The sequence below is a fragment of the Halarchaeum salinum genome (assembly GCF_039520965.1).
In the GTDB taxonomy this organism is placed as follows: Archaea; Halobacteriota; Halobacteria; order Halobacteriales; family Halobacteriaceae; genus Halarchaeum; species Halarchaeum salinum.
Genome location: NZ_BAAABL010000086.1, coordinates 1 through 22,844 on the forward strand (window position 1 = coordinate 1; position 22,844 = coordinate 22,844).

General features: G+C 58.5%; 15 protein-coding genes and 3 pseudogenes. 3 read left to right on the top strand and 15 right to left on the bottom strand.

The genetic code is table 11. The features are described 5' to 3' along the window. Nucleotides 1–155 precede the first annotated feature (155 nt). The 4 genes and pseudogenes from ABDZ36_RS13685 to ABDZ36_RS13700 all read right to left on the bottom strand — a co-directional run. Nucleotides 156–1,550, bottom strand: coding sequence for an ATP-binding protein (locus tag ABDZ36_RS13685; protein WP_020222166.1), 1,395 nt, complete (start codon nt 1,548–1,550; stop codon nt 156–158). A gap of 648 nt (nt 1,551–2,198) precedes the next feature. Beyond that, nucleotides 2,199–3,716, bottom strand: a complete 1,518-nt coding sequence (locus ABDZ36_RS13690; protein ID WP_020222167.1) for a primase-associated protein — start codon at nt 3,714–3,716, stop codon at nt 2,199–2,201. Further along, nucleotides 3,716–4,597 carry a bifunctional DNA primase/polymerase gene (locus ABDZ36_RS13695; RefSeq protein ID WP_021780829.1) on the bottom strand — a complete coding sequence of 294 codons (882 nt, stop codon included), beginning with the start codon at nt 4,595–4,597 and terminating at the stop codon, nt 3,716–3,718. Before ABDZ36_RS13695 ends, ABDZ36_RS13690 begins: the two co-directional genes overlap by 1 nt. After that, nucleotides 4,594–6,603 (bottom strand): annotated as a pseudogene (locus ABDZ36_RS13700) (ATP-binding protein); the annotation flags it as partial. The gene ABDZ36_RS13695 and the pseudogene ABDZ36_RS13700, both read right to left, overlap by 4 nt. 73 nt (nt 6,604–6,676) lie before the next feature. On the opposite strand from ABDZ36_RS13700, the gene ABDZ36_RS13705 reads away from it, so the two are divergent. Beyond that, nucleotides 6,677–7,501, top strand: coding sequence for an IS5 family transposase (locus ABDZ36_RS13705; RefSeq protein WP_211313243.1), 825 nt, complete (start codon nt 6,677–6,679; stop codon nt 7,499–7,501). Between the two features lie 30 nt (nt 7,502–7,531). Here ABDZ36_RS13705 and ABDZ36_RS13710 read toward each other — a convergent pair. The 9 genes and pseudogenes from ABDZ36_RS13710 to ABDZ36_RS13750 all read right to left on the bottom strand — a co-directional run. Beyond that, nucleotides 7,532–9,262 (bottom strand): annotated as a pseudogene (locus ABDZ36_RS13710) (ATP-binding protein); the annotation flags it as partial. Continuing rightward, nucleotides 9,255–11,444 carry a VirB4 family type IV secretion system protein gene (locus tag ABDZ36_RS13715; protein ID WP_343749357.1) on the bottom strand — a complete coding sequence of 730 codons (2,190 nt, stop codon included), beginning with the start codon at nt 11,442–11,444 and terminating at the stop codon, nt 9,255–9,257. The pseudogene ABDZ36_RS13710 and the gene ABDZ36_RS13715, both read right to left, overlap by 8 nt. Further along, entirely contained in the window at nt 11,437–12,555 is a 1,119-nt protein-coding gene (locus tag ABDZ36_RS13720) for a TraC-like domain-containing protein (protein WP_049934107.1), read from the bottom strand. The genes ABDZ36_RS13715 and ABDZ36_RS13720 overlap by 8 nt, the downstream gene beginning before the upstream one ends. Nucleotides 12,556–12,561: 6 nt before the next feature. Next, on the bottom strand, nt 12,562–13,620 hold the full coding sequence (locus tag ABDZ36_RS13725; RefSeq protein ID WP_020222169.1) for a TrbL/VirB6 family protein: 1,059 nt from the start codon (nt 13,618–13,620) through the stop codon (nt 12,562–12,564). Further along, nucleotides 13,620–14,471 carry a hypothetical protein gene (locus ABDZ36_RS13730; protein WP_020222170.1) on the bottom strand — a complete coding sequence of 284 codons (852 nt, stop codon included), beginning with the start codon at nt 14,469–14,471 and terminating at the stop codon, nt 13,620–13,622. The genes ABDZ36_RS13725 and ABDZ36_RS13730 overlap by 1 nt, the downstream gene beginning before the upstream one ends. Then, a complete protein-coding gene (locus tag ABDZ36_RS13735; RefSeq protein WP_020222171.1) occupies nt 14,468–16,201 on the bottom strand; it encodes a DUF8186 domain-containing protein in 1,734 nt (577 codons plus the stop codon). Before ABDZ36_RS13735 ends, ABDZ36_RS13730 begins: the two co-directional genes overlap by 4 nt. A 24-nt stretch (nt 16,202–16,225) precedes the next feature. Beyond that, nucleotides 16,226–16,588, bottom strand: a complete 363-nt coding sequence (locus tag ABDZ36_RS13740) for a DUF7985 family protein (RefSeq protein WP_199897034.1) — start codon at nt 16,586–16,588, stop codon at nt 16,226–16,228. 514 nt (nt 16,589–17,102) lie between these two features. Further along, a complete protein-coding gene (locus ABDZ36_RS13745; RefSeq protein WP_188884464.1) occupies nt 17,103–18,305 on the bottom strand; it encodes an RNA-guided endonuclease InsQ/TnpB family protein in 1,203 nt (400 codons plus the stop codon). Next, nucleotides 18,305–18,409 (bottom strand): annotated as a pseudogene (locus tag ABDZ36_RS13750) (IS5/IS1182 family transposase); the annotation flags it as partial. The gene ABDZ36_RS13745 and the pseudogene ABDZ36_RS13750, both read right to left, overlap by 1 nt. Before the next feature lie 636 nt (nt 18,410–19,045). Here ABDZ36_RS13750 and ABDZ36_RS13755 point away from each other — a divergent pair. Together ABDZ36_RS13755 and ABDZ36_RS13760 are read left to right on the top strand one after the other, a co-directional pair. Continuing rightward, nucleotides 19,046–20,335 (top strand): orc1/cdc6 family replication initiation protein, encoded by a 1,290-nt coding sequence (locus ABDZ36_RS13755; RefSeq protein WP_188884485.1) that lies wholly within the window; start codon nt 19,046–19,048, stop codon nt 20,333–20,335. A gap of 629 nt (nt 20,336–20,964) precedes the next feature. Continuing rightward, nucleotides 20,965–21,132: a DUF1931 family protein gene (locus tag ABDZ36_RS13760; RefSeq protein ID WP_188884463.1), complete on the top strand. Its 168-nt coding sequence runs from the start codon at nt 20,965–20,967 to the stop codon at nt 21,130–21,132. Between the two features lie 25 nt (nt 21,133–21,157). Here the strand turns inward: ABDZ36_RS13760 and lrp are convergent, their stop codons facing one another. Both lrp and ABDZ36_RS13770 read right to left on the bottom strand, forming a co-directional pair. Further along, nucleotides 21,158–21,613, bottom strand: a complete 456-nt coding sequence (gene lrp / locus ABDZ36_RS13765) for an HTH-type transcriptional regulator Lrp (protein WP_188884462.1) — start codon at nt 21,611–21,613, stop codon at nt 21,158–21,160. Between the two features lie 218 nt (nt 21,614–21,831). Beyond that, entirely contained in the window at nt 21,832–22,653 is an 822-nt protein-coding gene (locus ABDZ36_RS13770; protein ID WP_188884461.1) for an IS5 family transposase, read from the bottom strand. Nucleotides 22,654–22,844 lie beyond the last annotated feature (191 nt).

A 22,844-nucleotide genomic window follows, 5' to 3' on the forward strand; every position in this document is an offset into this window, starting at 1 on the left:
ACCACTCTGCATCTTGGCCTCTTTCTCGGCGAACTACAGCGATAGGAGTTGTGGGTAAGAGACAGGACTTCAGTCGTGGGCTTTCTCCTCGATCTCGTGTAATCCACCATCGTTAGCTGCAAGTGCTCCATTCACCGTTCTTGGAGACACATCCCTCACTCTGTAGTGAGCGCGTCAACGACATCCGCCATGGTGAAGAGCCGCAGGTCGTCGCGTTCTGCCGCCGCTTCTTCGACAGAGGTGGTGAATCCACTTCGCGAGAAGAGCGCGTACTCTTCCCGCCGGCTGGCTCCTGAGTCAGGTGTCCAACGTAGCTCGTCAGTATGCTGCTCCAAGCCTGAGAGCGCATCAAGGCTCAGCGGAGACGACTGGAACTTACACTCCCCGACGAGGAGCGTCTCATCCGTCGTGAGTCCGACGACGTCGATTTCGTGCTCCCCATACCACCACTGGCCGGTCTGCCGAATCGTCACGTCCGGATAGAGCGTTCGGAGCGCGGTGTTGCAGAGGTCTTCGAACGGGTGGCTCACGAAATCCGCTAACTCCGGCTCGATCAGCATCTCGAAGGCATCCTCGCCAATCTCGTCGTACTGCTCGCCGGTCCCGTAGACGAACCGGAACCAGAACCGGAAGAACGGATCCCGAATCCGATACCGACTCCGCTTACTCCGCTCTTTACGCTCCGTCACCGGCACATGTTGATCAACAAGCCGCAGCCGGCTGAGCCGATCGAGATACGTCGAGAGCTGATTGTACTCAATCCCAGTCGTCCCCGCAATCTCGTTCCGACTCGTCCGCCCGCCCGCAATCGCCTCCAAAATCGAGAAATACCGCGTCGGCTCCTGCAGTTCCATCCGCAAGACGTAGTCCGGCTCATCGTGCAACGTCCCATGCCGAGAGAGAATCGTCTCCTGGACGTTCGCCCCAAGTGACGCAGTTGGATCAACCTCCTCAAGATAGTACGGCACCCCGCCGAAAACAGCCCACGTCCGCACTTGGTCGGTCGGTGTGAGCTGTCCCTCGAAGAACTGCATCGCGGCAGCAAACGGCAGCTGTCCAATGTCCAGCTTAAGCGAGGCACGACCATAGAGCGGGCTGTTTCCAAGCAGGGCAGCTTCCTCCATCATGCTGATCGAAGAGCCGACGAGGACGAACGTTGCCGCGGAGTCCGCAAGCTCGTGATCAAACATCGCCTGTAACACCGAGGGAAGACTCTCGTCCTGCTCGATGAGATACGGGAACTCGTCAAGGACGACGATTGCGTCCTGATCGGCGAGATAGCCGAGGACGGCCTCCCAGTCCTCTCGAATGCGCGTGATCCCCGGATAGGCGTCGGCGGCAGTGTCGATGAACTGCTGAAGCTGGAGTGCGCTCGTCTTCTGTTTCGCCTGATAGACGACCGCGTCGTCGTAGTCTCGGAGTGAGTGGCGGACGAGCTCGGTCTTCCCGAGACGACGACGCCCAAAGATCACGGCGAGTTCAGCGTCCGGCGACTCGTAGAGAGCCCGCAGCCGCTCAAGCTCCTCGGTCCGATTCACGAAGCCAGTCATAGCCATCACTACACACCACACATCCATAAATATGCCAGATTATGATACTCTCAAATATCATATTCTGAAATATTATCTTGCCAGTCTGCCGTCGGTAAGCTATTAACCAACAACTGGATCGAACACAGCATCTGTTGGTTAAGAAGTAGCTCCCAGTGTCTCAGACTGCACATCCACATCGATCGATAGTATTCTGATATAATCTGCTCTCGCTCACCAACCATCCCATCGATTAGGCCACCGTAGCCAGCGGCGTTTGCATTCCTGTACCTCCCCATTCCTTTGGACGATATCGAAGGTACAGAGGACAAAATAACGGTATTAGATTCAGGTAGAGGACCGTCGGGCAGATCTAAGAGCCGATCGTTCTGCTCGACGAAATGCAGACTACACCGCCTTTCGAGAATTCTGCTCGACGGCGGGCTCAAACCCGAATAATCACGCGAAACCGCTAATCTTAGTCGAATCTCCAGACGTCCTCACTACTCGCCTTTCTTCTCGACTATCCCTATACTCCAGGATGAATCAGTAAAACACGAGAAATACGGTCTGAAACCCACAGAAATCTGCTCGACGGGGGGTGAGAAGAAGATAGATTTTTCGGCTTCTCTCGAACTATAAGGATGGAGACATTTCTGTGGTCGGCGTCTAAAATTCGGTCGTGGAATCTGACTCATCGAGTTGGTCGTACATCTCGTCCGGGAAGGGAACGCTCCCCCAAATCGAGTAATCGCATTGGTCCTGCCCGATACAGTAGCGTTGCAGGTCATCGTTGTCACAGTTCATCGGAAGCGGAGTTTCGCCGTCGATCGTGTTCGAGAACTCGTAGCGAATCTGGTAGTCAGTCGTCTGCTCATCGTACCACGGCCATTGCGAGAAGACGTCTTTGAGGTCCGCGACAATCTCGTCCAGACTGCTCTCCCGGTACTGTGGCAACCACATGACCATCCGGACGAAGTTGTAGAGGTCCTTCCGGACGGGCTTCTTCTCCTGGAGGCGTTCGGCCATGTCCGCCATGCAGGGCAGCTCGAAGAGGTCCTCAATCGACTCGACGGAGATCGGATGGGCGCCACCCGACGACGCATCGATCCGATACTGGTTTGTCTCTCGGTCCTGCTCAACGGTGAGACTGCGATGGTCGTGCTGAGAGACGAGGAGGTTGCCGAGACTGCGCGGACTCGACACTCGATTCTGGATGCTCTGCTTCCACGACGCCTCTGGATCGTACGCGTCGAGCGCCTCGTAGAGCGCTTGTGCGGAATGGAACGCTCCAATCATTGCCGTCTCATCCTCGACGTGGTTGACTGCCTCCCGAAGGACGCGGACGAGGCGTTCACCACGGTCCCAGTCGGGCCAGATCCGATCGTGGTTGCCGCCTTCGAGGAAGCGGTCGATTCGTTCGGTGATCGCGGATTCGTTCGCCACCAACCACGTCTGCTGGTCCTCAGAGAGTCCATCCTCCTGCACCCGGAGGAGTTTCTTGAACGCTTCACGCGCATACTCCTCGTATTTCGCGTCGAAATCGCTAGCCGGCACGTAGAGATTGTTGTCCTTCACGCGCGTCCGAATCTCCGACGTCTCCCCTTCACTACTGGGGCGCTGGTCGTCGCGGACGAGACACTGGCGGGAGGCAGCGGCCATCGGGATTTCGAGATGGAGGCCGCCGCCGAACTCGGGCATTTCCTTGATGCCGGTACAGACGCGGCCTGGATGTGGGCCATCCTCACCGGGGTCTTTCGCGTAGAGGACCTCCGCGATATCCTGCTGGAGCGTACTGTCACCGTATTCGCGCATGAGTGAGCCGAGATTGTTCACGTAGAGCTCGCGGACGTCGTAGAGCGGCTGGATCTTACGCGGGGGGACGTCCTCGAACTTTGGGTGGGCTTTGATGCAGATCACACTCAGCGTCGCGAGGACCGCGAGTGTACCCGGTTCGTCGACGAACGGCTCGCGCGCTGCTGCGTCACGGACATCCTCTTTGAACGCAGCTGTCCCGAAGCGTTCGAGGTCGTCAAGGAGGTCGTCGGGCTGGTCCTCGCCGTTGACGATATAGCGGTTGAACCCGCGCGTGAACAGCTGGTTGATTCGGATTTTCCCGTACTCAGTCGGAAGGGCGGCGACCTGGTAGGCGGTGCGTTCGTCGTCGATTGGGGTCGTGGTGGCCATCAGTCGAGGAACTCCGGGGTTGCAGTCCGTGGGTCGAACTGGGTGGATTCGATTGGCTGGACGATACGGGAGACGTCGGCGTGGAGCGAGTAGGGGAGACGGGCGACACGACGGCGGTCGGCGGTAACGACTGGATCAATCGGGATGTCGTACGTCTCCAAGAGGAGGTCGTTGAGGACTTCGCGACTCTGTGCGTCGTAGCGATGTGCGAGGTCTGTATCGAGGAGGTAGACGTGGACGCCCTGGCCGCTGTAGACGACCATCGTCTCCTCGGCGTCGAAATCGTCTGCGAAGATATCCTGCACCTCGAAGCCGTACTGGATCGCTTGCTCAACGTCCTCAAAGGCATACGGATAGCCGGCTGGCTCCGCATCCAGTATCCCGGTCGCTTCGAGGAGTGCCTCGTCGTCGCGATTCCTGGTGTCCTGTGGTAGTGCGTCCGCGGCGCGTTCACGAGCGATGGTCTTCGCGTCGATGTCGACGAGCAACACCCAGGGGCGCTCCCAGTTATCGAGAGCGTAGTAGACAGCATTCGGTCGCGGATCCGGTTCCTCAACAATATCGGGGTCAGCGAGCGCGAACTCACTCCCACCGAGCGGGTCGTGTCGTGCAGGATGCTGCACGAAGTCAAGAACGTCCTCACAGCCATCGAACTCCGCCTGCTGGCGCTCGCCCGTAGTGTCGGTCTGCCAGGTGTCGCGTCGGATGAAGTCTTTGTCCGGAACCGCGTCTTTCCGGACGGGGTGCGGGTGGTCGAATGCGAGGGCGTACTGTTTCGGCCCGGTCGCTGTGATGAATGACGGGAGGTTCTCGACGTAGTCTGGGAATTCTTCGGTATAGTACGTGTAGAGCTCGTCGCGGGTCGCAGCGCGCCATGTCATGGGTTGTAGTCCTTATCGAGTGTGTTGAAGCTCCGAAGCGTCGTCAGTCCGGCTGCATCGAGGTCGTCAACGACGTCGCGGATGCTGGTGAATGAGCGGGCGTCACGTCCAGTTACGCGTTGGTCAATACGGTCTTGCTCCGCAAGCTGGTCAAGGATCTCGAGTGCCGTCTCGCGGTTGTTGAACGCCCAGACAGCCTTGGCATCGACAGCAGCCATCTTCTCGTAGTCATCAATCGGTGCGGCACGGTTGTTACTCGGCAGTTCGGCTTCGCCAACCCAGACGAGAGTATCGCTGTCATCGAAGCCAGCAACGTCGAAGACAGTCTCTGCATCGTACTCAACGTAGGTCGCGACCCGAGTGACGTTATCTTGGTCTTGGACCCAGCGCCGCAGGAGTTCAACACCGACCTTGTGCGGTGTACGCTCGCCGATATCGCCCTTTCCGGGGCCGATTTCGAGTTTCTGTCCAAGGAGTTCACGGCCGGCTGGCAGGACAGTATAGTAGGTTCGTCGGCAGACGGACATCTTCGAGAGGAGGTTCTGGTCAATAAGCCGGTCAACATCGAGGTCATCACGATTCTCCTGCAGGCCCCCCATTGGGTCAAGAAGCGACTGTGCATCGTCGGCTCCGTTCATCACGTCGAGGACGTCCTGCAGGAAGCGTGCGTCGTCGTGAGTGAGTCCGCGTCGCTCCAATTCCGCATCGGGGACAGTCACTCCGCCGGCATCGATCGGTGACGGCTCAGTCTCGACCTGTGATGTCGTTGATTCCGCATCGGAGTCCACAGCCCCCGGGTCAGCAGACGAGGATTCTCCGAAGAAGGGACTTGCTTCATCGTCCTCGGCGTCGCCATCAGTCTCGGTTGACGTCCCACCAATCATCATCGACGTGGACTGCTCGCCGTCTGACGTTCGCGATACGGATGGGTCGTCGCCAGAACTCCCCCAATTATCGTCCACGGCCGCATCTGCCTGTTCGGCGCTGAGGCCGTACTGGCGTTGCGTCCGTTCAACGATTTGGGGGAGCGTCACCGACTCGAACTGTGAGGCTTCCATCTCGGTGAGTGGGTTATCGCTCTCGGGATGGCCGGCCGAGATCGGGAGCGGCTTCATCGAGAACGGCGACGGCCCAGTCTCCCCGAAAGCCGGACTCGGGAGTTGCGCAATCCACTCCCCACTCGGAAGTGTATTCACGCGATTTCGGAGGTCGGTTGGGCTCAAGTCCTCATGAGCGAGTGATTCGGCGAGGTCGTGCTCCATCGAGATATTCCCGATGAGCTTCGTCTTGATATTGTTCAGCACCTCGTCGTAGGCACGCTCACTCCGGTTGCGGACCTGGCCGGGGAACTGCATCACGAGACCCATACTGAGACCGAACGAGCGGCCCTGTGGGAGGAGTTGCTCGGAGACGAGACGCGTGGACGCCACCGGCGCGGCTTCCTCGATAATGAGGTTCGTAAGCTTCTCATAGTCGGTCTGGCCGTCGCGCCGCCGGACCTGCACGGCGTCCCAGAGATTGCTCAGCAAGAGGAGTGTGACCGCCTGCTGTGCCTCTGGTCGGAGGTCACCAAGGTCAAGGAGAATCGTGACGTCCTCGTCGAGGAACTTCCGGAAGTCGAAGTGGTTCTCGACATACTCCCCACTCTCGTTCTGTGCGGGCGTGTGATTGAAGACACGACGGAGGTGTGGGCTCTCCCGAAGCTGCTCGAGACGATTTCCAGCAGCGTCCATCGACGTCTGGAACTGCGACTCCTCCTTCGAGAGGTGCCGCGTCAGCGATTCCTCGACCGGCTGGTTCGCCATCGAGACGGACGGAATCGTCTGCTCGTCCTGCATCCGGCGAACCGCCGTGAAGAGATCATTGAGTCCGAAGACATCGCTGCCGTACTCGGCGTCGAAGAGCGCCTTGATGAGTTGGCTGAGGATCTCGTTCGCGACAAACGCCCGCTCGTGTTTCTCCCGCCCGAGAATCATCCGCAGGATATCGTGGAAATGATCAACCTGCTGCGTTGAATAGCGATCTAATCGGGAGTTATCACGGGTTAGAAGGACGAAGCCGAGGAAATCGATTCTGGATATGGAAGTCGATCTCCTCGACTTCGTTGAGCAGTGTCGGCGGCTAGTCAAACAAGCGTTGGGGAAGCATGCGGGCGAGCCCGCCACCGGCGGGTTCGCCCGCTGGAAGCACGTCGTTCTTCACTGTTTCCGGCTCGAAGACGGCCACAGCTACCGTGAAACACCGAATCGGCTACAGTATATGACCGCGATTTGTGATGCTCTTAGTCTAGATCCCGACGATCTACCTGACTTCACCACGATCTACAAATCGTTCGACCGGCTGGAAATGTGGGTGTGGCGGGCGTTGCTGCGCGTTTCAGCGCAGCAACACCCGCAGTCTGGCCACGCTGCACTCGACAGCACGTTCTTCGACCGCCGCTCTGCCTCGTCGTATTACCGCCAGCGGTCGGGAAATAACATTCAAACGCTGAAAGTGACAACATTAACCGATCGAGAGTCTCTTGCTGTTCTTGACGTACACATATCTGCCCGGTGGAAACACGATACGAAGACCGGGCCGCAGGTCGTCCGCCGGAACGCGGACGACCTGCTATCCGTTGCGGCCGACAAAGCGTTCCACAACTGGATCACGAAATACGAGTTCTACGCGCTCGGTGTCGAACCGCTCATCCTACAGCGTGGATCAAGGCCGTTGACGCTAGGTCATAACGCGCTCATCCGCGCAAAAGGCTACTCTCAGCGCTGGATGGCCGAGACTTCGTATTCGACAACGAAGCGCTCGCTCGGCGATGCCGTGCGAGCGCTTGGCTGGTATCGACAGTTCCGTGAAATCGTCCTCATGTTCGCTATCTCGAACATAGAACCGCTCTCTGAGCCACTCTAACCGTGACTCAGTATCTATTCAACACGGCAGATCAACCTTGTCTTGGACGGCGTCCTCGCGGCTCCGACCGGCGTCGAGTGCCGGCCGGATGTCGAAGAAGGAGAACGCGGGCATCGTCTCGGGCACTCGGAAGTGGTAGACGTCCTCGCAGTCGTCGAATCGGGCGTGGTGGCTGCGGAGGTAGTTCTGGCACATCCCGTCACCCTTCCGGTCGACGATGACGACGGGACCACCGGTTGTCTCTCGGAGGGAGAGCGCGTCGTTAATGATGGCTTTCGACTTCCCAGCACCGGTTGACGCGAAGCGCCCGTAGTGGGTGGTGAGCAGGTCGGGTGGGATGCGGACTGGCTCCTCTTCGGGAGTACCGGTCTCATCGAGTGCGTAGCCGACAGCCATTCCGTCACGGAACTGCTCACGGAGATCCGGATTTGGGCGTGGCAGCGGATTCCGACTCTGCTGCTCGGCACGCGTCCCACGCGACCCCTCGATGGAGAGTTGCTCTGAGGAGGGGACGAGGAGAAAGTGTGCGAGTTCGCGCCCACTCAGCACGAAGTCCGGACGTGTCTTCCCGCGCCCAGTCACCAACTCCCCATCAAGGAGGCGCTGGAGTGCCGTTCGTGCATTCTGCTCTTTTTTCGCCTGGCGGAAGCCACTCTCGCGGACCCGTTCGGTTTCGACGTCGTAGAAGGGGCCATCAAGCGGGTCGAAAACAGGAGCGAGCGACGCGAGTCGGTCGTCGAGAGACTCCTGTCCAGTCTCACTGGTGGGAACGCCGATTGCGCGGATGTTGGCGGTGAACGAGCGCTGTGGATTCGTCGCCCGAATTGCGTCGAGCCGCCGGACGACACGATCACTCAGTTCGCTCCTGTCCGGTCGCTCGTCCTCGTACTCCCGATCGTACGCAAGTAGGTCACCAACCAGCCGCTGAGCGAGTGTGTCGCGGCCGTCGATCAGGTCTTCTTTCCGAACGTCGGCATCGGACTGCCAGCCCGCACGCCGCTCGAACACGACTTGGAAGGCAAGTGGCTCTGTGGCGTCATTCACGTGATCGATGAGGGACGCGAGCGCCGCGCCTGGCTGGTCGACCGCCGACAGAGATTCCTCGCCCTCGCCGTCCGTGAATGGCGCGAGGGACGTCATCCAGTCCTCTTTCCGGCTCGCAGCCCCCTGCCAGCGGACACCATATGGAGAGACTGTCTCAGTTGCTGGGCGCGCGAGAATCGAACCCTCCTTGGTTAGCGTCGGCTTCTTGATTGGCGTCTCGTCTCCAGTCGCGAGGTCAAGCGCGATATCGTCAACCGACACCACGCTGTCCGCAGTCACATCGACACTCGACGTCTCAATCTTGCCGTCCTCAGTGAGCGTGTACTGCTCGTCCTCGGAGAATTCGTACTGGAGGGCACCCTGCTGGTAGGCATCGATGAACTCCGCACGGGAGTATTCGACTGGTTGGATAAGCCGCGATTCGACGTCGAGGGTGACGCGTTCGACGTCGAACGTCTCCGGATAGACGGACTGCAGACGTTCCTCGAGAGTGTCAAGGTAGTCGTCGGCGCCGTAGTAGAACTCAACTGGTGCGTCAGCACCCTCGCTGAGCGCGAGGAACTCGAAACGCGGCGGCGTCGACGACGAGAGCGGATTCAGCTTCGCCCCGAGCCCCGAGTCCTCACTCGTGAGTTTGTGAAGACTCTCAAGGATCCGTGGAACCCCCGATGGAGATACTGCCTCCGTAGTCGGCGTCACGCGGAGGTACTCACTCATCGCGACCACCGTCCGTCTCCGCGACCTGTTCTGCGTCGTCGCTTGATTCACCGGCTTGCTCGGCGAGTCGCTGCTGGACTGACCCCAGCTCTGAATCAGCTTCGTCGCTGGTTGCGCCGGGGAGTTCGTCGCGAGTTTGGGTGGTGGGGTCGAAGTCGATGACCTGTTTCTCCTTGGGCATCGCCTCAACCTGGATACCGCGCCACTCGCCGTCGACGCCGACGAGTGCTTCGGAGAACCCAGCATCTTCGTTGCCGGGAACGGCGTCCTGGACGTAGCGCATCTGCGCATAGTTCAGGCCGAACTCGTCGGCCCACTCCTCGTCCATCCCGTCGAGCCGGTGGAACTGCTTGACCGCACACTGATCGAGGATCGCCTCGGCTTCGGTGTGCTCGAAGAACTCGTCGACAGTCTGTGTCACGAGGCGAATCGAGAGGTCATGGTGGCGGTGATGGCGGAACACCGTCTCGAGGAACGCGAGACTCGCGGCGTCCTGCATGAGATATCTGGCCTCGTCGATGACGAATACGACCTCCTTCTCTGTCTCCTTCGCGCGCTCATAGACGAGCGAAATCAAGAGCTGCATCGTGAGCGCCGTACTGGAGTCGACACTTCCCTCCTGCTGGGCGAGGTCGAGATAGATCGTCTTCTCGTCCCGAATGTCGAACGCGGACTCCTTGCCGAGATTCGCATGCCGGCCCTCCGCCTCGAAGGGCCGGAGCTGGTCAAGGAGCCACGTCGCGTCGGCCTGCAGCTTCTCGGCCTCAGACTCGGAGCGGACGACGAACTCCGCGGGTTCGTCGACCATCTCCTCGAAGACGTCGAGCATATCGCGAATCGTCGGACTCGGGTTGTCGTGTGTCGCGATGTCGTCGGTGATACCCTGCCGGGCGTACGCAGTCCGGAGTCCGAGTTCGAGCGTCGTCCGCCGGTCGCCGAGCGAGATCCCGCGGAGGGCGAAGAAGTTGGTGAGGAAGCTCATCGCGTCGTCGAGTTTCTCGTTGAACGGACTCGCGTCCTCACCCATCGCCCGCTGTGCGTGCTCGGGCGTCTGGCGAATTTCGAGGGGATTCAGGCCGAGCGTCCCACCCACAGTGATTCGCTGGGCGTCAAGCGCTTCAGAGACGCCAGCCCAGTTGTTGAGCGGCTCGAGGACAATGCCGATGCGGTCGCGGTCCTGCTCGATCGAGCGGATGAAGTTCTGCTTCGAGCCAAACGACTTCCCCGAACCCGGATCACCGACGGTGAACATGGCGTAGCCGTTGTCGCGGTCGAAGGGGTCGATGACGACGGGGCTCTGGTTGTCCTTGTGGATGCCGAACTCGACGCCACCCTCCTCGAGGATCGTCGCGTTATGCGGGGATGCGAGGAGGGCGCCGACGGCGCCACCGAGGGCGATGGATTCGCGGCCGAACTCGTTGTCGCCGATCGGTGCGGCGGACTGGAGGGCAACATCTTGCCGACAGATCGCGGTTTTCGGTGTGAGGTTTGCGGGGTCGTCGCGAAGGGTGCTCTTGACGGTGCGGACGGCGTCTTGCAGGTCGTCCTTCTCGTCGGCGCGCACGGTGATGAACAGCCCGTGGTCGAAGACGTTCGCACCACTCTCAACGGCCTTGTAGGTCGCTGCGGCCTCGTCAGCGCGCTCTTGGAGGTAGGAGCTCCGAACGCTCTGCTCGAGGTCCGCGTCCACCTGGAGGTCGTCAGCGATCTCTTCAAGTTCGGTGCGGGCGCGCTCCTGGTTCTTCGGCGTGATGTGCGCGGTGAGGTCGAACTCGACGTCAGTCAACTCGAAGAGGTCGCTGAGGTAGCCATCAGTCGGATAGTCGGGGTACTCCGCGATGTAGAGCGTCGACGTCCACTGGTCGCCGACGTGTGCCGCGCGTGTCTCCCACTCGATGGCGGCTGGCGCAATCGCTGTCTTGTGTGACTCGGCGATTTCGTCGAGCAGCCGTCCTTCGGCCTGCCCCTCTTCGAGCGTCCCCTCGTCAAGAACGTCCGCGAACTCGACAGTCGGCTCGTCGCTACGTGCCTGCGAGCGCGTCCACGCGACAACCCCGCTAGCGACGATGACGACCGCGACGAGCAGGTAGAGGAGGACACCGCCGGGCGTCGTTGGGTTGAGTGCCCACTGTGAGAGCTGCTCGCCGAACCCGACTGCCGCCGGAAGGACGACGTTATGCATCGGCATCCTCCCGTGCCTGCTGATCCATCGCTGGCTGTTGGCGGATGACCGATTCGGGGTCGTCGACGTCGTGTTCGTGGCCGTTCCAGAAATCCATCGCGAGCGTGAAGAGTTCGACCGTGCTGAGCCGGCGTGCCGACCACCCGCTCGCCTGCTGGATGAACTCGCTCCGGACGGCAGCGACGCGGTCGTCGAGCGTCTCGAACATCCGCGCCCGCTGCTCTACCGCCTGTAAGTTCTCGCGGCGTGTGACGAACGGGTTGAACAGGAAGCCGACCACGGGAATCTCGGTAAGTTTCTCGGCGGGCGTCGATTCGTCGCGATAGCGGTCGTAGATGTCCATCGGGGAGACTTCGACGCCGATGTAGTAGCGGATCTGCTGGATGCCACGCTCGCGCATCTCGCGTGGGCGTGTCTCGAGGTATTCTTCAAGGAGTTCGTGGAACACCGGGTTCGCTTGGACGTCCTCGTCGTCGAGGCGGTCCTGAATGTTCTTGACAACCTGCTCGACAGGGAATGCACGCGTGGTGGCGTGGAGTTTGAGCTTCGAGTCGAGTTCTTTGTTCGCGAACTCCGCGCCCGCCTCCTGCAGTTGCGCCCAGTCCTCGGACATCGCGAAATCCATGTTGTCCGGGTCAACCTCAACGAAGGCTTCCATCGTCCCGTCCGAGCGCTGGATCGCGCCGGCGCCGGGCCACGCCCGCTCGATATTGGTGAGGTCCTGCGTCCGCTCGTCCGGCGTGAAGGGCGTGTAATTCGCGAATCCGCCTTCGTTCCGAACCGTCTCGTTCGTCCTCGATTCTGGTTCGGCTGGTGCGCTGAAGGTGATTCGGGGGCGTTTGAGGTACTGGTAGACGTCGGTTGCCCACGTCCACGCGGTGAGGTGGCGTGGGGAGACGTAGATGATGGCGACACCAAGCCCGAACCCACCTGCGACGAACGGAAGGGCGAGTGAGTCGATACCGGTGAGGGCGGCGAGGAAGAGGCCGATGATGGGGAAGGCAATGAGGACGCCAACATCTCCCTCCTCGATGTTGAGGTAGGGAATGCGGCTCTCCTCGCCGAACTGATTCATGATGCGTCGGGCGGCAGCGTCTGGATCTGTGGACATACTGGGTTAGCGTGTCTGTGGGTCGTTCTCTGTGCGGCGATACGACGGCGCAGACTCCTCACTCTCCTCTGAAGCGCGACGGCTGGCGTGCTCAGCAACAGCTTGTCCAGCAGCGGCTTTCGGGCCCCAGCGGGCAGCGGTCGTCGCGACGCTCGCCCCACCGACGTAGGCGCCTGCTGCAACACCACCGACGAGTGCAGCACCGCGCGTCGCGGTGCCGATGGCTTTCGCGGTCAGCGGCGTCGCGTACTGGAACGTCTTCCACGTCACCACCAAGGCGACGAGTGGGAGGGAGACGGCGACGAGATACTTGAGGAACGGACTCCCCGGCGAGAGCGCGTGCTGTGAGTAGAGTAAGTCGTAGCCTTTGAACACGACAGCGGCGGGGAGCGGGAGGATTGCGAGCGGGACGAAGCGCTTCGCAAAGCCCATCGCGACGTCCGAGAGCACCGGGACATTCCCGTAGGCGAGCGCAAATGCGATCGGCATCCCGTAAATATAGACGTAGAGCAAGACCTCCCGGATGTAGTAGAGTGCCTCCAGCGCCCACATCGAGAGCCCACCAAGAAGCGCGAAAACCAGTGAGAGACCAGGGTTAGTTATCGTGTTCTGGAGGTATCCAAGCATAGCGGTGCTGAGTGAGCTGAAGCTCGGAAGAAGAGCGATCGTGAATCCGTTGATCAAGTAGAGTGTGAGTACGGCAATCCAGTACCAGGTGATGATCAGGAAGGCACCGACCCACGCGGTCTTACGCGTTCGTCGTGACTCGTAGGCACTTCCGATGTTGAATATCCGGATGAGATGACGACCCTGTACGCAGATTACGAGTAGAAGCAGCGAGACGACCATGATCTCGCCACCAATCAGGGCGTGATGGATGGACTCCCACGGAGCGTTCGTCGGTTGCCCAAAGACGAAGGCGCCATCCGTATTCGGGGTCGGGGTACCGAACGTCGCTACGGAGATTTTGTGGTATCCACTCCGGAGTCCCTGCATGAACAGGCTGATGAACCAATTGACTGCGTCCTTGAACCCTTGGAGGACGACCCCGATCAGATCAACCATCAGCCGTCCTCCTTAATCGTGATTGAGCAGTTGTTGAACTCCTCCGATGCAGAATACTGGACATCGTACGTCTTCGAGAGGGAAGGGCCGGTGGTCGATGTCTCAAGAGAGAGCTTGAACGTCCCAGACTGTTGATAGTCCGTACACACGACGTTGCCACCACGAATGAACGCGAACGGCATCCGAGAGCTGTAAATCGTCTTTGACCCCCCAGGGGGAACGACAACTCGCTCAATTTCGGAGTTAGATTCCGGGTCGTAGATACCGCTCACATCAGTCCCGGCGTACTGAGTCCCGTTCTCACCACTCGAATAGGGGACCTTCCCGAAGAAGAGGAATTGGGTGACTGCGGTCGGTCCACTCCCTTGGTTCTCAATCGTGACGAACGCCTGCGAGTGCGGGCTACCGTCAGTTCCATTCCACATCTTCTCGGGCTGATTGCGTCCGATCCCCATCTCGATGATTTGGAGGTCGGAGCGGAGCGTCCGTGTGGTCGTGCCGACAGTCTGATCGCCGTTGACAGCGACGAGCTCGTATTCGCCGGGAGTGTAGGTGGTGCCGACGTCGAAGGAGACGCGGCTTGCACCCTGTGCGACGTCGCGTGTCCCGAAGAGCGAGCCGTTCGGCTTCACGAGGTTTACGTGCTCAGCGTCGGTATCGCTCGCGAGGTCGACGACGAGCGTTGTTCCCTGGACGCTGATGTTCGCGAACGGCCCAGCAGTGGTAGTCGTCGGGGAACTCGATGGCCCCGGACTCTGGTTGCTGGTACAGCCGGCAATGCCGGCGAGGGTGAGACTGCCGAGTGCTTGGAGGGCAGTACGACGGTCGATGGGTGGTGAGCTGTCAGTCATGGGTTCTGGAAGCGGTGGAGGTCGAAGAGGCGGAGGAGGTGCGTACCGGCGTAGAACATCACGACGAACGGGAGGAGCTTCCACCCAGTCGTGAACGCGAGGTCGAACCACCCCTGTATCGTGCCGAGCGGGTGCCAGCGGACGCTCGCCCGGTCACGTACGTAGGCGGGATTCGCGCCGAGCCACGATTCGGGATGGTACTGCGCCGTGTAGATGCCGGGCTGCGTGAACGTGACGACGGCGACTCCAGAGGCGTTCGTCTGGACGTGTTGGCCAGCAATCGCGATGTAGCCGTCATCCGATTGGGCGAGCGCACGGCCACGCTGGCTCTTCGAGAGATCAATTGGCGCACCCGTCTGGTTGTCCCGGAGTTCGAGACGGACGACTGCGGCCGAATCGTTCTGCGAGAGAACACTCACTGTGAGATTACTTTCTCGGAGGTGTCGCGTCGATCCCTCCTGTGGCTGGATGATGGTCGCGTTCACGCCGCGGACGATTCCCCCGACGTGGAGTGCTTGCCGGTCGACATCGTCGGTGCGAACGGCGACCCCATAGGACGTCTTGTAGGACTGGTTCACGACGTCGATGTGGACATTCTCGCCGAGTGTCGACGCAGGCGACGATCGATTAATCCCCCACGTCTTGACGACCGATGGGCCGGTTCGAACGGGCTCAGCGACTGGCCCGATCCGCGACGGATACGCGTGAACTGAGACGGGAATAGCGTCCGGTTGAGTGCGCGTCTCGCCGTCACGTGTCGAGGAGACGAGCGTGTCCCAGTTCGTGTGGCGGGCAGTGTAGGACCGCCAGACGCCGCGCACACGCTCACTCCCATTACTGGTGAGCGTGTAGCCCTGCCACGGCCGCGACTGGAAGATTGCGACGCCCGCATCGCCGTTCGGATACGTCGCGTAGTAGGGGTACGCGGCAAGATCGTAGACTGATCCGTCGAGTGAGTCACTGACCGTAATCGAGTCAGTCCGCGTCGTCGCGTTAATGACGTTGCCGTTCAGCTCTACGGTCTGCTGGACGCGAACCTCGATCTGTGCGTGGAGTGTCAGCGTCGTACTCCGGTCGTTCTGCAGGTGGTAGTCGAGCGTCGGCGTGTGTGTGCCAGAACTGGAGGCGAGCGTCTCACCGTCCTGTGTAAGCCAGACGCGCGAAATCTGGTGGCTCGCGAGTGACCAGTCCGTGCTCGTGTTTCCGAGCGTCGCGTTCGCTGTCGTCGTGTTCGGGTAGCGAACCCGGTAGTCCACGAGGCCACGAAATGTGCCGTCTGGTGCGAGATACGTGCGCGTCTCGCCGGACGCGAGATGTGCTCGTGTCGACGGTTGCGCGGCGAAAATCGTTGCGTGAGCGTCTGCGATGAGTACGCTATCCTCGAGATTCGCGTTCTCGGGATAGTTCGACGTGTGTAGGCCGCCGGCGTGGAGGTCGTCGAAATCGTGCCGTGTCCACGTCGCGGCGGTCTTGGGTGGTCTGGTGAACGTGATGTCCGTGCCGTTCGCTACCTGCTGGATCGCTGTGCGGTGCTCGCCGTACCGCTGGGAATAGACAGATTCGCTCGTGTAGTTGTCCGTGTCGTGCGACCAGAGGGTCGCAGACTCGTTCTCCGTAAGCCCGTTCCCCTCCGTCCCTGGTTGGGGTGGGCTTGCAGAGGCAAGTCCCGCAGCTGTGGCGAGCAGGAGAACGCTGGCAACCGCTATTGGAACCGCATACGAGTGGGACATCGTCGAGTGGAGGGCGAGTGTGGGTTACCAGGGGACGAGATTCACACACTGGGCGAGCGGGAGGCCCATCATCGACCCGGCGACCGTGTAAAGTGGGCCGAGAACGACGAGCACGACGGCGGATTTGAGCGCCGAGCGTTTGTGCCGCTTCAACCCCTTCTTCTGGTCGGGGCTCAGCGTGAACATATCGATAAGGAAGTTCGCCTGCCAGACGACGGCGAGCCCAATAATGCCCAGCGCCGTCGTGAGCTGGAAGAACCCCTCAATCATGCTCGGGAGTTTGTCCGCGTTACAGACTGCCGACTGCTGAGCGGCCGCAGGCTCAACAGCGAGAAGGCAGAGGAGAACCAAGCCAATCGCAGTGCGGCGTGGGAGGAGCTTCGACAGTAATGCGTGATTCGTCGTGGACTGGTCGTCAGCGGGGGAGCCTGCGTCAAACACGGATTGGTGGAGTAGGGGCTGATAGTGACGGACCACTGGTGACTGCCGGGTGGACGCAACGGATGGGCGGTTCTGGGGAACGGCCACGTCGCCAAGTCCTGTCTGACTGGGGGAGAAGCGCACGACAGCGGGCCCGTGGACAGTGCATCCGCGCCATCATAGCCGAAGCGAAAATAAATATCTTCTGTTAATTCTCTAGTAGATAAATAAACATTCAGTCGAAAGGTACGTGACACAATTGCCACAGTATGCTCCGTATATCAAGTAAGATACTACCGACTACACAGGCTCTCTACTGATGAAGAGGAGCTCGTCAAATCGGTCGACGGTTCACTCGACATCGCGTCAGCATACTGGTCGATCTGCTGGTAGCGAGAGTTTGCTGCACGCTCATTGACATCCTCCTCCGCCTTCAGGCGGAGGAATCCCGAGCGTTGGGATATTAGGGTTTGCAGTCTGCCTATGCTCTCGGTGTGAACCAGCCGCTCTCGCAGTCGAACAGGAAGACTCCAGGCTGTGCCAACCAGCCGTTACTCATATCCCCAGTCGGGGGACTCTGAGTTATCTTTCTCCGAATATTCACTGCGCCGTTCACGTCTGCGTTCATCGGCGTTTCGCACGACGCACAGACGTACAACCCACGCTCCACGCGGTTCGCATCTCGAATCTGCCCGCAACACGAACACGTTTTCGAGGTGTTCTCCTCGTCTACCCGGTCAACGAGAATGCCGTGTTCCTCGGCCTTGTATTCGAGCAGGTTTGTGAACCGGTTGAACTCCCATCCGTGCAACTTCTTGTTGCCTGACCGACCCCAATTCCGCGAGTCGCCGTTCTCGTCCTCACGGATGCCGCTGAGGTCGCCAACCCCAATCTTCTCCACACCTTCGCTGACACACCGCTGAACGATGTGTTTCGAGAGAGTGTGAAGGAAGTGGTCTTTGCGCCGGGAGAGGGTCCGACGAGCCTTCAACGCACGTTTCGATGGCCCGTTCTCGCTCTCGGTCAGATACTCCTTACGAGTGAAGTAGTGTTTGTCCTCTTTGAGGGTGTTCCCTGGATACAACTCCGAAGGACCATCCTCGTAGTCGATGGCGAGGTAGTTGCTGATGCCGAGGTCGATACTTGCCGTATTGTCGCCGGGTGCATCCCCGACGGGAATCTCTTTCTTGCAGACGAGGTGGAGTTCCCAACGGTCGCCGTTCCAGACGGCACGCACCTGCTGGATATTCTCTACCTGTACGTCGGGGCGGATTTCGTATTCCGTGAGGATGAAGTCCGACCGTCCGTCTTTCAGGTTGAATCCTTTTGAGAGACGGAGTTGGCCGTGTTTCGTGTCGTGCTTGATGCCCTTTTGCTTCCACGTGACGGTGGAGCGTGGGTGTCGGTCACCACATTTCCGGTAGCCCGGCTGGTTGTTGCCGTCGTCGGAGTTATACCAGCCGGTGAACGCTTCAGCAAGTTCTTCGAGAACTCGCTGACTTGACTGTGAATGGAGGTCACTATAGCGTTCGTGATCTTTCAACTCCGATTTCAACTCGGCTTCATCGGGTATCTCACTGTCGTCGTCCCACCGTTGTTGGATGTAGTAGCGTCCGACGTTCCACAGTTTAGATGCGGAGTGCCCGCACTGGTTGAGGTCGTCACGAATCTGACTGTGGTTCATTCGTTGGTTCGTTCGACTCCAGTGCGGCGGTTGTACGTCTCGTCCAAGGTTGATTGCTTCAACTGAACGTCCTCGCTGTGTTCCTCGATACGGTCTTCGACCCTGTTGCAGAGTGAAACAACCAGTTAGATGGTTTTTGAGCGTTATAGGGAGGTTTTACACATCGACGACGGGGGGTGTCGTATATCGATTTACACATCGATGACAGGGGTCTGCTTACACTTCGATAACGGGGGGTGTGCTGAGAGAGATGGCAGAGCTTAACGACCCAGCTAACTAGATAGAGTTCTAATATGAAGGTGAACGTTTACACATCGATAACGGGGGGTGTGTGGAATTAGATGCTGTATTCACAATATGTAGTTGACTCAATAAGATGCGAACAGGTGAGGGGTTGGTTTACACTTCGATGACGGGGGGTGTGTGGAGTAGTGGGCAGAGAGTCACTTCGTTGGAGGTTGGATACAGAGAAGAAGATATACAGAAATACCGGTATCTGGGGGCTTATACTGGCTATAAATACATCGAAGTAGGTGAACCTTTTTATGCCTTGGACCTGCACGGAGGGTATGGTCGGTAGCGATTCCAGTGGGGCAAATCAATCTACAGTAGAGAGTAGCGAGGACTCGCCCAGTGGAATGCAGAGAACTGACGAGATTGCAGAAGGAGAAGCAGAGACCCAAGAGAAGCGGGGTGAGGAAGAGAGTTCCGACGAGAGCGGCCAGCGGACGATACGAGAGATGTTCGATGAGGACGGAAGAGAATCAGTCTTCGTCAACAGGGATCTCGTTGAGCCGGATACAATCATCGACGAAGAACGGATTGTCGGACGCGACGAGCAACTCGAATCCGTCGTCAGCTACCTCAAGCCGACTCTACAAGGCAACCGGCCGCCGAATATGCTACTGTACGGGCCCGCTGGGACTGGAAAGTCACTCATAATCGGAGCAGTAACACACCAGATTATCGACCTCTGTAAGTCGAAGGGTGAACGTTTCGGGGTCATAGACATCAACTGCCAGCCGATCAACACGCTTGACCAAGCAGTCTACGAGTTAGTGCAAACCGTCGCGAGCAATACGAACTCAGAGGTTGGCGTTCCTGAGACTGGAGTGTCCACAAAGCGGAAGTACCGTCGGCTCTACGAGCTCATCAACGAGAATTACGACTCGGTCATCTTCATTCTCGACGAAATCGACTTGTTGGTGGGACGGCGAGCGAACGATGAACCCGCATACTCGAAATTACTCTATCAGCTTTCACGGGCGAGCAATACGAACGAGATTGAGGGGCGCGTGTCTGTTGCGGCTCTGACGAATGACCCGAAATTCATGGAGGACATCGACGGTCGTGCGGAGAGTTCATTCAATCCTCGCGACGTCTACTTCCCGGACTATGACGCAAACCAGCTCCGTGAAATTCTCAAGAATCGAAAAGACGCATTCCGGAAGGACGCACTCAAAGGCGACGTGATTCCCCTGGTGTCTGCATTTGCTGCCCAGAGTCACGGCGATGCTCGAAAAGCCATTGATCTATTCCGAGGTGCGGGGGACTTAGCCGACGAACGAGGCGATGACGCAGTCAGTGAAGACCACGTTCGTGAGTCACAGGAAGAAATCGACAAGGATCGATCCCTGAAGCTCGTGGAGGGACTGACGACTCAGAAGAAGATATCGCTGTACTCAACCGCTGCTGTGACGCGGTACTCGAAGCAGACGGGAAGTTCCGTGCCGAGTCCAGTCGGGTTCAAGATTTACCAGTGGGTTACGGATGAGTTAGACGCGGATCAGATGACTCGGGAAACGTACGTCAAGTACGTCAAAGAACTCTCGACATATGGTTTAGTGTCGACTTCCAGAAAAAGTCGTGGTCGCGGTGGTGGGATGTATATGGAGTTCACATTTACCGGTGATCCGGTCGCAATTATGGACCGGATCGTCGAGGATACTCGACTGGAGGCGATTTCGAGCCAGACGGACCTGCTGCGATCCGTTGTAAATGCACAACTGAGAGAGTTCCAGAATAGCTAGCGAGCTCGATCTTTTCCTCACCCACCCCCCGTCATCGATGTGTAAACTGTGAGGGCACAGGGAGTGTCTTGAGGGATCTGTATCAGTACTTGGAAGAAGATGGGAGGGCGAAGGATTCCCCCTCCCCCCCCCGCCATCGATGTGTAAATCGATGGGATATACAAGAATTAGAGGGCGAGCGACTAAATTACAGACGAGGGTAATCAGCTGAGGAGAGGCTGCACCATGCAGTCTATTGCTAAACACGACTAGCTGGCCTAGGAGGTAGTTATATCTAACAACAGAATTCTCTTTGAACTTTCTATATTCATTATCTGCATTACGGGTTTGGTAACCCTCCCTTTTACTTAAATCCTCGTCAGACAATAATCTCTTTGGAGATAATATCTAATATCCCTTCTTGGTTACTCTCTTGCTTCCTAAGAGGAGTTAACGACTTCTATTGGTGTTTCTACTACGAGAAACCCCTCACCTCATTTCGATTTACACATCGATGACGGGGGGGGAGGGTTCGTCCAATAGTACTCGAGCGGCAGATTAACCCTCTTCGTATTCTTATCAGCTGATTCACTCTTATTCCCCCTGTCTGCCCCTCGTTATAAGTGGGAGACGTGCGAACCCGACGCTGTATGTCGGATCTTGTCGTCAAAGCCGCAGTCAAGGACGCACTAGCAGAGAAGAACGTCGCCGGCGACTTCTACGAGGCGATCGATGAGGAGGTCGAAGAACTCCTCGAGGAGGCCGCCGCACGTGCTGAGGCGAACGGTCGCAAGACCGTCCAGCCCCGCGACCTCTAGATCGGTTCACACAGGCTTTCAGGCGTTACTCGACGTCGAGTTCGAACTGCTCGTTTTCGGCGGCGGCGTTGAGGACGACGCTTGTGGAGGACTGCTCGATGGCGGCGTCGCTGAGGAGTTCCTTGATGAGCGCGTTCATGTGGTCGGTATCGCGGAATTTCCCGATGGCGATGATGTCGTAATTGCCTGTTACCTCATAGACAGAGATCATCTGATCGTGCGCACCAAGTCGTTCGGCGAGATCGGGGAGTGCTCCACCCGCTGCTTTCAGCTGCAAGACCGCCGTCACATCGTAGCTAAGCTCCCCATAGTCGATTACTGGGGAGTAACCCGTGATGATTCCATCCTGTTCGAGATCGTCTGTGTGGTTCGAGATCGTTGTGACTGACACGTCCAACTGCTCTGAGAGACTCCGGAGGCTTGCCCGTCCGTCACCGAGAAGGGCATTTATCAGCTCGGCGTCGAGGTTCTCGTAGGTCATAGTCGCGCTAAGAGACGCTGCTGGGTTAAGCCATCTGCTTTGACCGAGTACTGGCGACTCCACTAATACGGACGAAGTATGACTGAAAGGGGACTGTCCAGTTAAGCGAGCTCAGCAAACTATTCGTGTATTAATCGATAGTAGTTGTGCGGTCCACAGTTTCTTTATCCTGAAGAAAGTCCGAAACTCCTGTTAGGTAAAGCTAGCATATCTAACGTTCAGAGTGCCTTGTCGATGTTATGAGTGAGACAACCGACAACGAGTTCACGGAACTGCTTCCACCAGCGCCGTGAGCGGACGAATGCGCCGTACTTGCGTTTGAGGCGAGAATTTACGGTCTCGTTCTGACTGCGCTGTCCGTAGAGATCGGCGTCCAGTCGAGCGTTCCACGCCTTGTGAAGCGACGAGAACTCGCGGTGCTTGATGAGCGGACGAACACCAGTCTCACGAGCTAACGCACGAACCTTCTGGTCGTCGTATCCCTTATCGCCGAGGAGAATCGCTACTTCTCCAGTGTTTCGCTTGATGAGCGACGGCGCAATCCGCGAATCGTGTTTTCGCGTCGTCGTCACGTGTACGTCGAGAACCGCATTCGACCTCGTGTCTACGAGAAGCGTGACTTTCAACTGCTGAATCGTCAACTTCGTTCGCTTCGTGTAGTGCTTCGAGGCGTGACTCCGGTCGAACCCGGAGGCGTCGATACCGATGACCCCGTTGGTCGGGAGGAGTGTGACCGAGAGATTGAGAAGAACTCGCCAAACAGCCATTTTGAGTCGATTGAACGCTTTACACAGCGTCGAGGGCGACGGGATTTCCTCAAGGTCAATGGCGCTCCGAATCCGGGGCATCTCGATGAGTTCGTCGAGAAGCGTCCGGTACGTTGTATTCTTCCGAACCTTGAGACACAGCAGAACGATGTGCTGATGGAGTGTGTACCGGCGTTTCGAGAACTTCGAGGAGTACCGAGCGACAGCTCGCCGAGCCAAGTGATACGCCTGCTCAACAAACCGGAGTAACCGCGACTTCGGGAGGGCCTGCATTCGGTCAAACTACCGGGCGAACCTGTAACTCTCTGAGGATTTCAACAGAGCCAGTATGCCCCTACCCGGTGCCAGATCACATCTCGTTCGTCCCTTGTTGTGGTTTCGGATGCTTTTCCATAACTCACGTCTGTTATTCAAGATTTATTAATCTTTGATGATCATCCTAGAGCACAGTTGTCGAACAGTTC

What these genes read in the sequence shown, in the direction of transcription:
- ABDZ36_RS13695 (WP_021780829.1), bottom strand. Translation starts at nt 4,597, where the DNA reads ATGACATGGCGCGCTGCGACCCGCGACGAGCTCTACACGTACTATACC.
- ABDZ36_RS13720 (WP_049934107.1), bottom strand. Translation starts at nt 12,555, where the DNA reads ATGTCCACAGATCCAGACGCTGCCGCCCGACGCATCATGAATCAGTTC.
- ABDZ36_RS13745 (WP_188884464.1), bottom strand. Translation starts at nt 18,305, where the DNA reads ATGAACCACAGTCAGATTCGTGACGACCTCAACCAGTGCGGGCACTCC.
- ABDZ36_RS13685 (WP_020222166.1), bottom strand. Translation starts at nt 1,550, where the DNA reads ATGACTGGCTTCGTGAATCGGACCGAGGAGCTTGAGCGGCTGCGGGCT.
- lrp (WP_188884462.1), bottom strand. Translation starts at nt 21,613, where the DNA reads ATGACCTACGAGAACCTCGACGCCGAGCTGATAAATGCCCTTCTCGGT.
- ABDZ36_RS13770 (WP_188884461.1), bottom strand. Translation starts at nt 22,653, where the DNA reads ATGCAGGCCCTCCCGAAGTCGCGGTTACTCCGGTTTGTTGAGCAGGCG.
- ABDZ36_RS13735 (WP_020222171.1), bottom strand. Translation starts at nt 16,201, where the DNA reads ATGTCCCACTCGTATGCGGTTCCAATAGCGGTTGCCAGCGTTCTCCTG.
- ABDZ36_RS13760 (WP_188884463.1), top strand. Translation starts at nt 20,965, where the DNA reads ATGTCGGATCTTGTCGTCAAAGCCGCAGTCAAGGACGCACTAGCAGAG.
- ABDZ36_RS13725 (WP_020222169.1), bottom strand. Translation starts at nt 13,620, where the DNA reads ATGGTTGATCTGATCGGGGTCGTCCTCCAAGGGTTCAAGGACGCAGTC.
- ABDZ36_RS13730 (WP_020222170.1), bottom strand. Translation starts at nt 14,471, where the DNA reads ATGACTGACAGCTCACCACCCATCGACCGTCGTACTGCCCTCCAAGCA.
- ABDZ36_RS13690 (WP_020222167.1), bottom strand. Translation starts at nt 3,716, where the DNA reads ATGGCCACCACGACCCCAATCGACGACGAACGCACCGCCTACCAGGTC.
- ABDZ36_RS13705 (WP_211313243.1), top strand. Translation starts at nt 6,677, where the DNA reads ATGGAAGTCGATCTCCTCGACTTCGTTGAGCAGTGTCGGCGGCTAGTC.
- ABDZ36_RS13755 (WP_188884485.1), top strand. Translation starts at nt 19,046, where the DNA reads ATGTTCGATGAGGACGGAAGAGAATCAGTCTTCGTCAACAGGGATCTC.
- ABDZ36_RS13715 (WP_343749357.1), bottom strand. Translation starts at nt 11,444, where the DNA reads ATGCATAACGTCGTCCTTCCGGCGGCAGTCGGGTTCGGCGAGCAGCTC.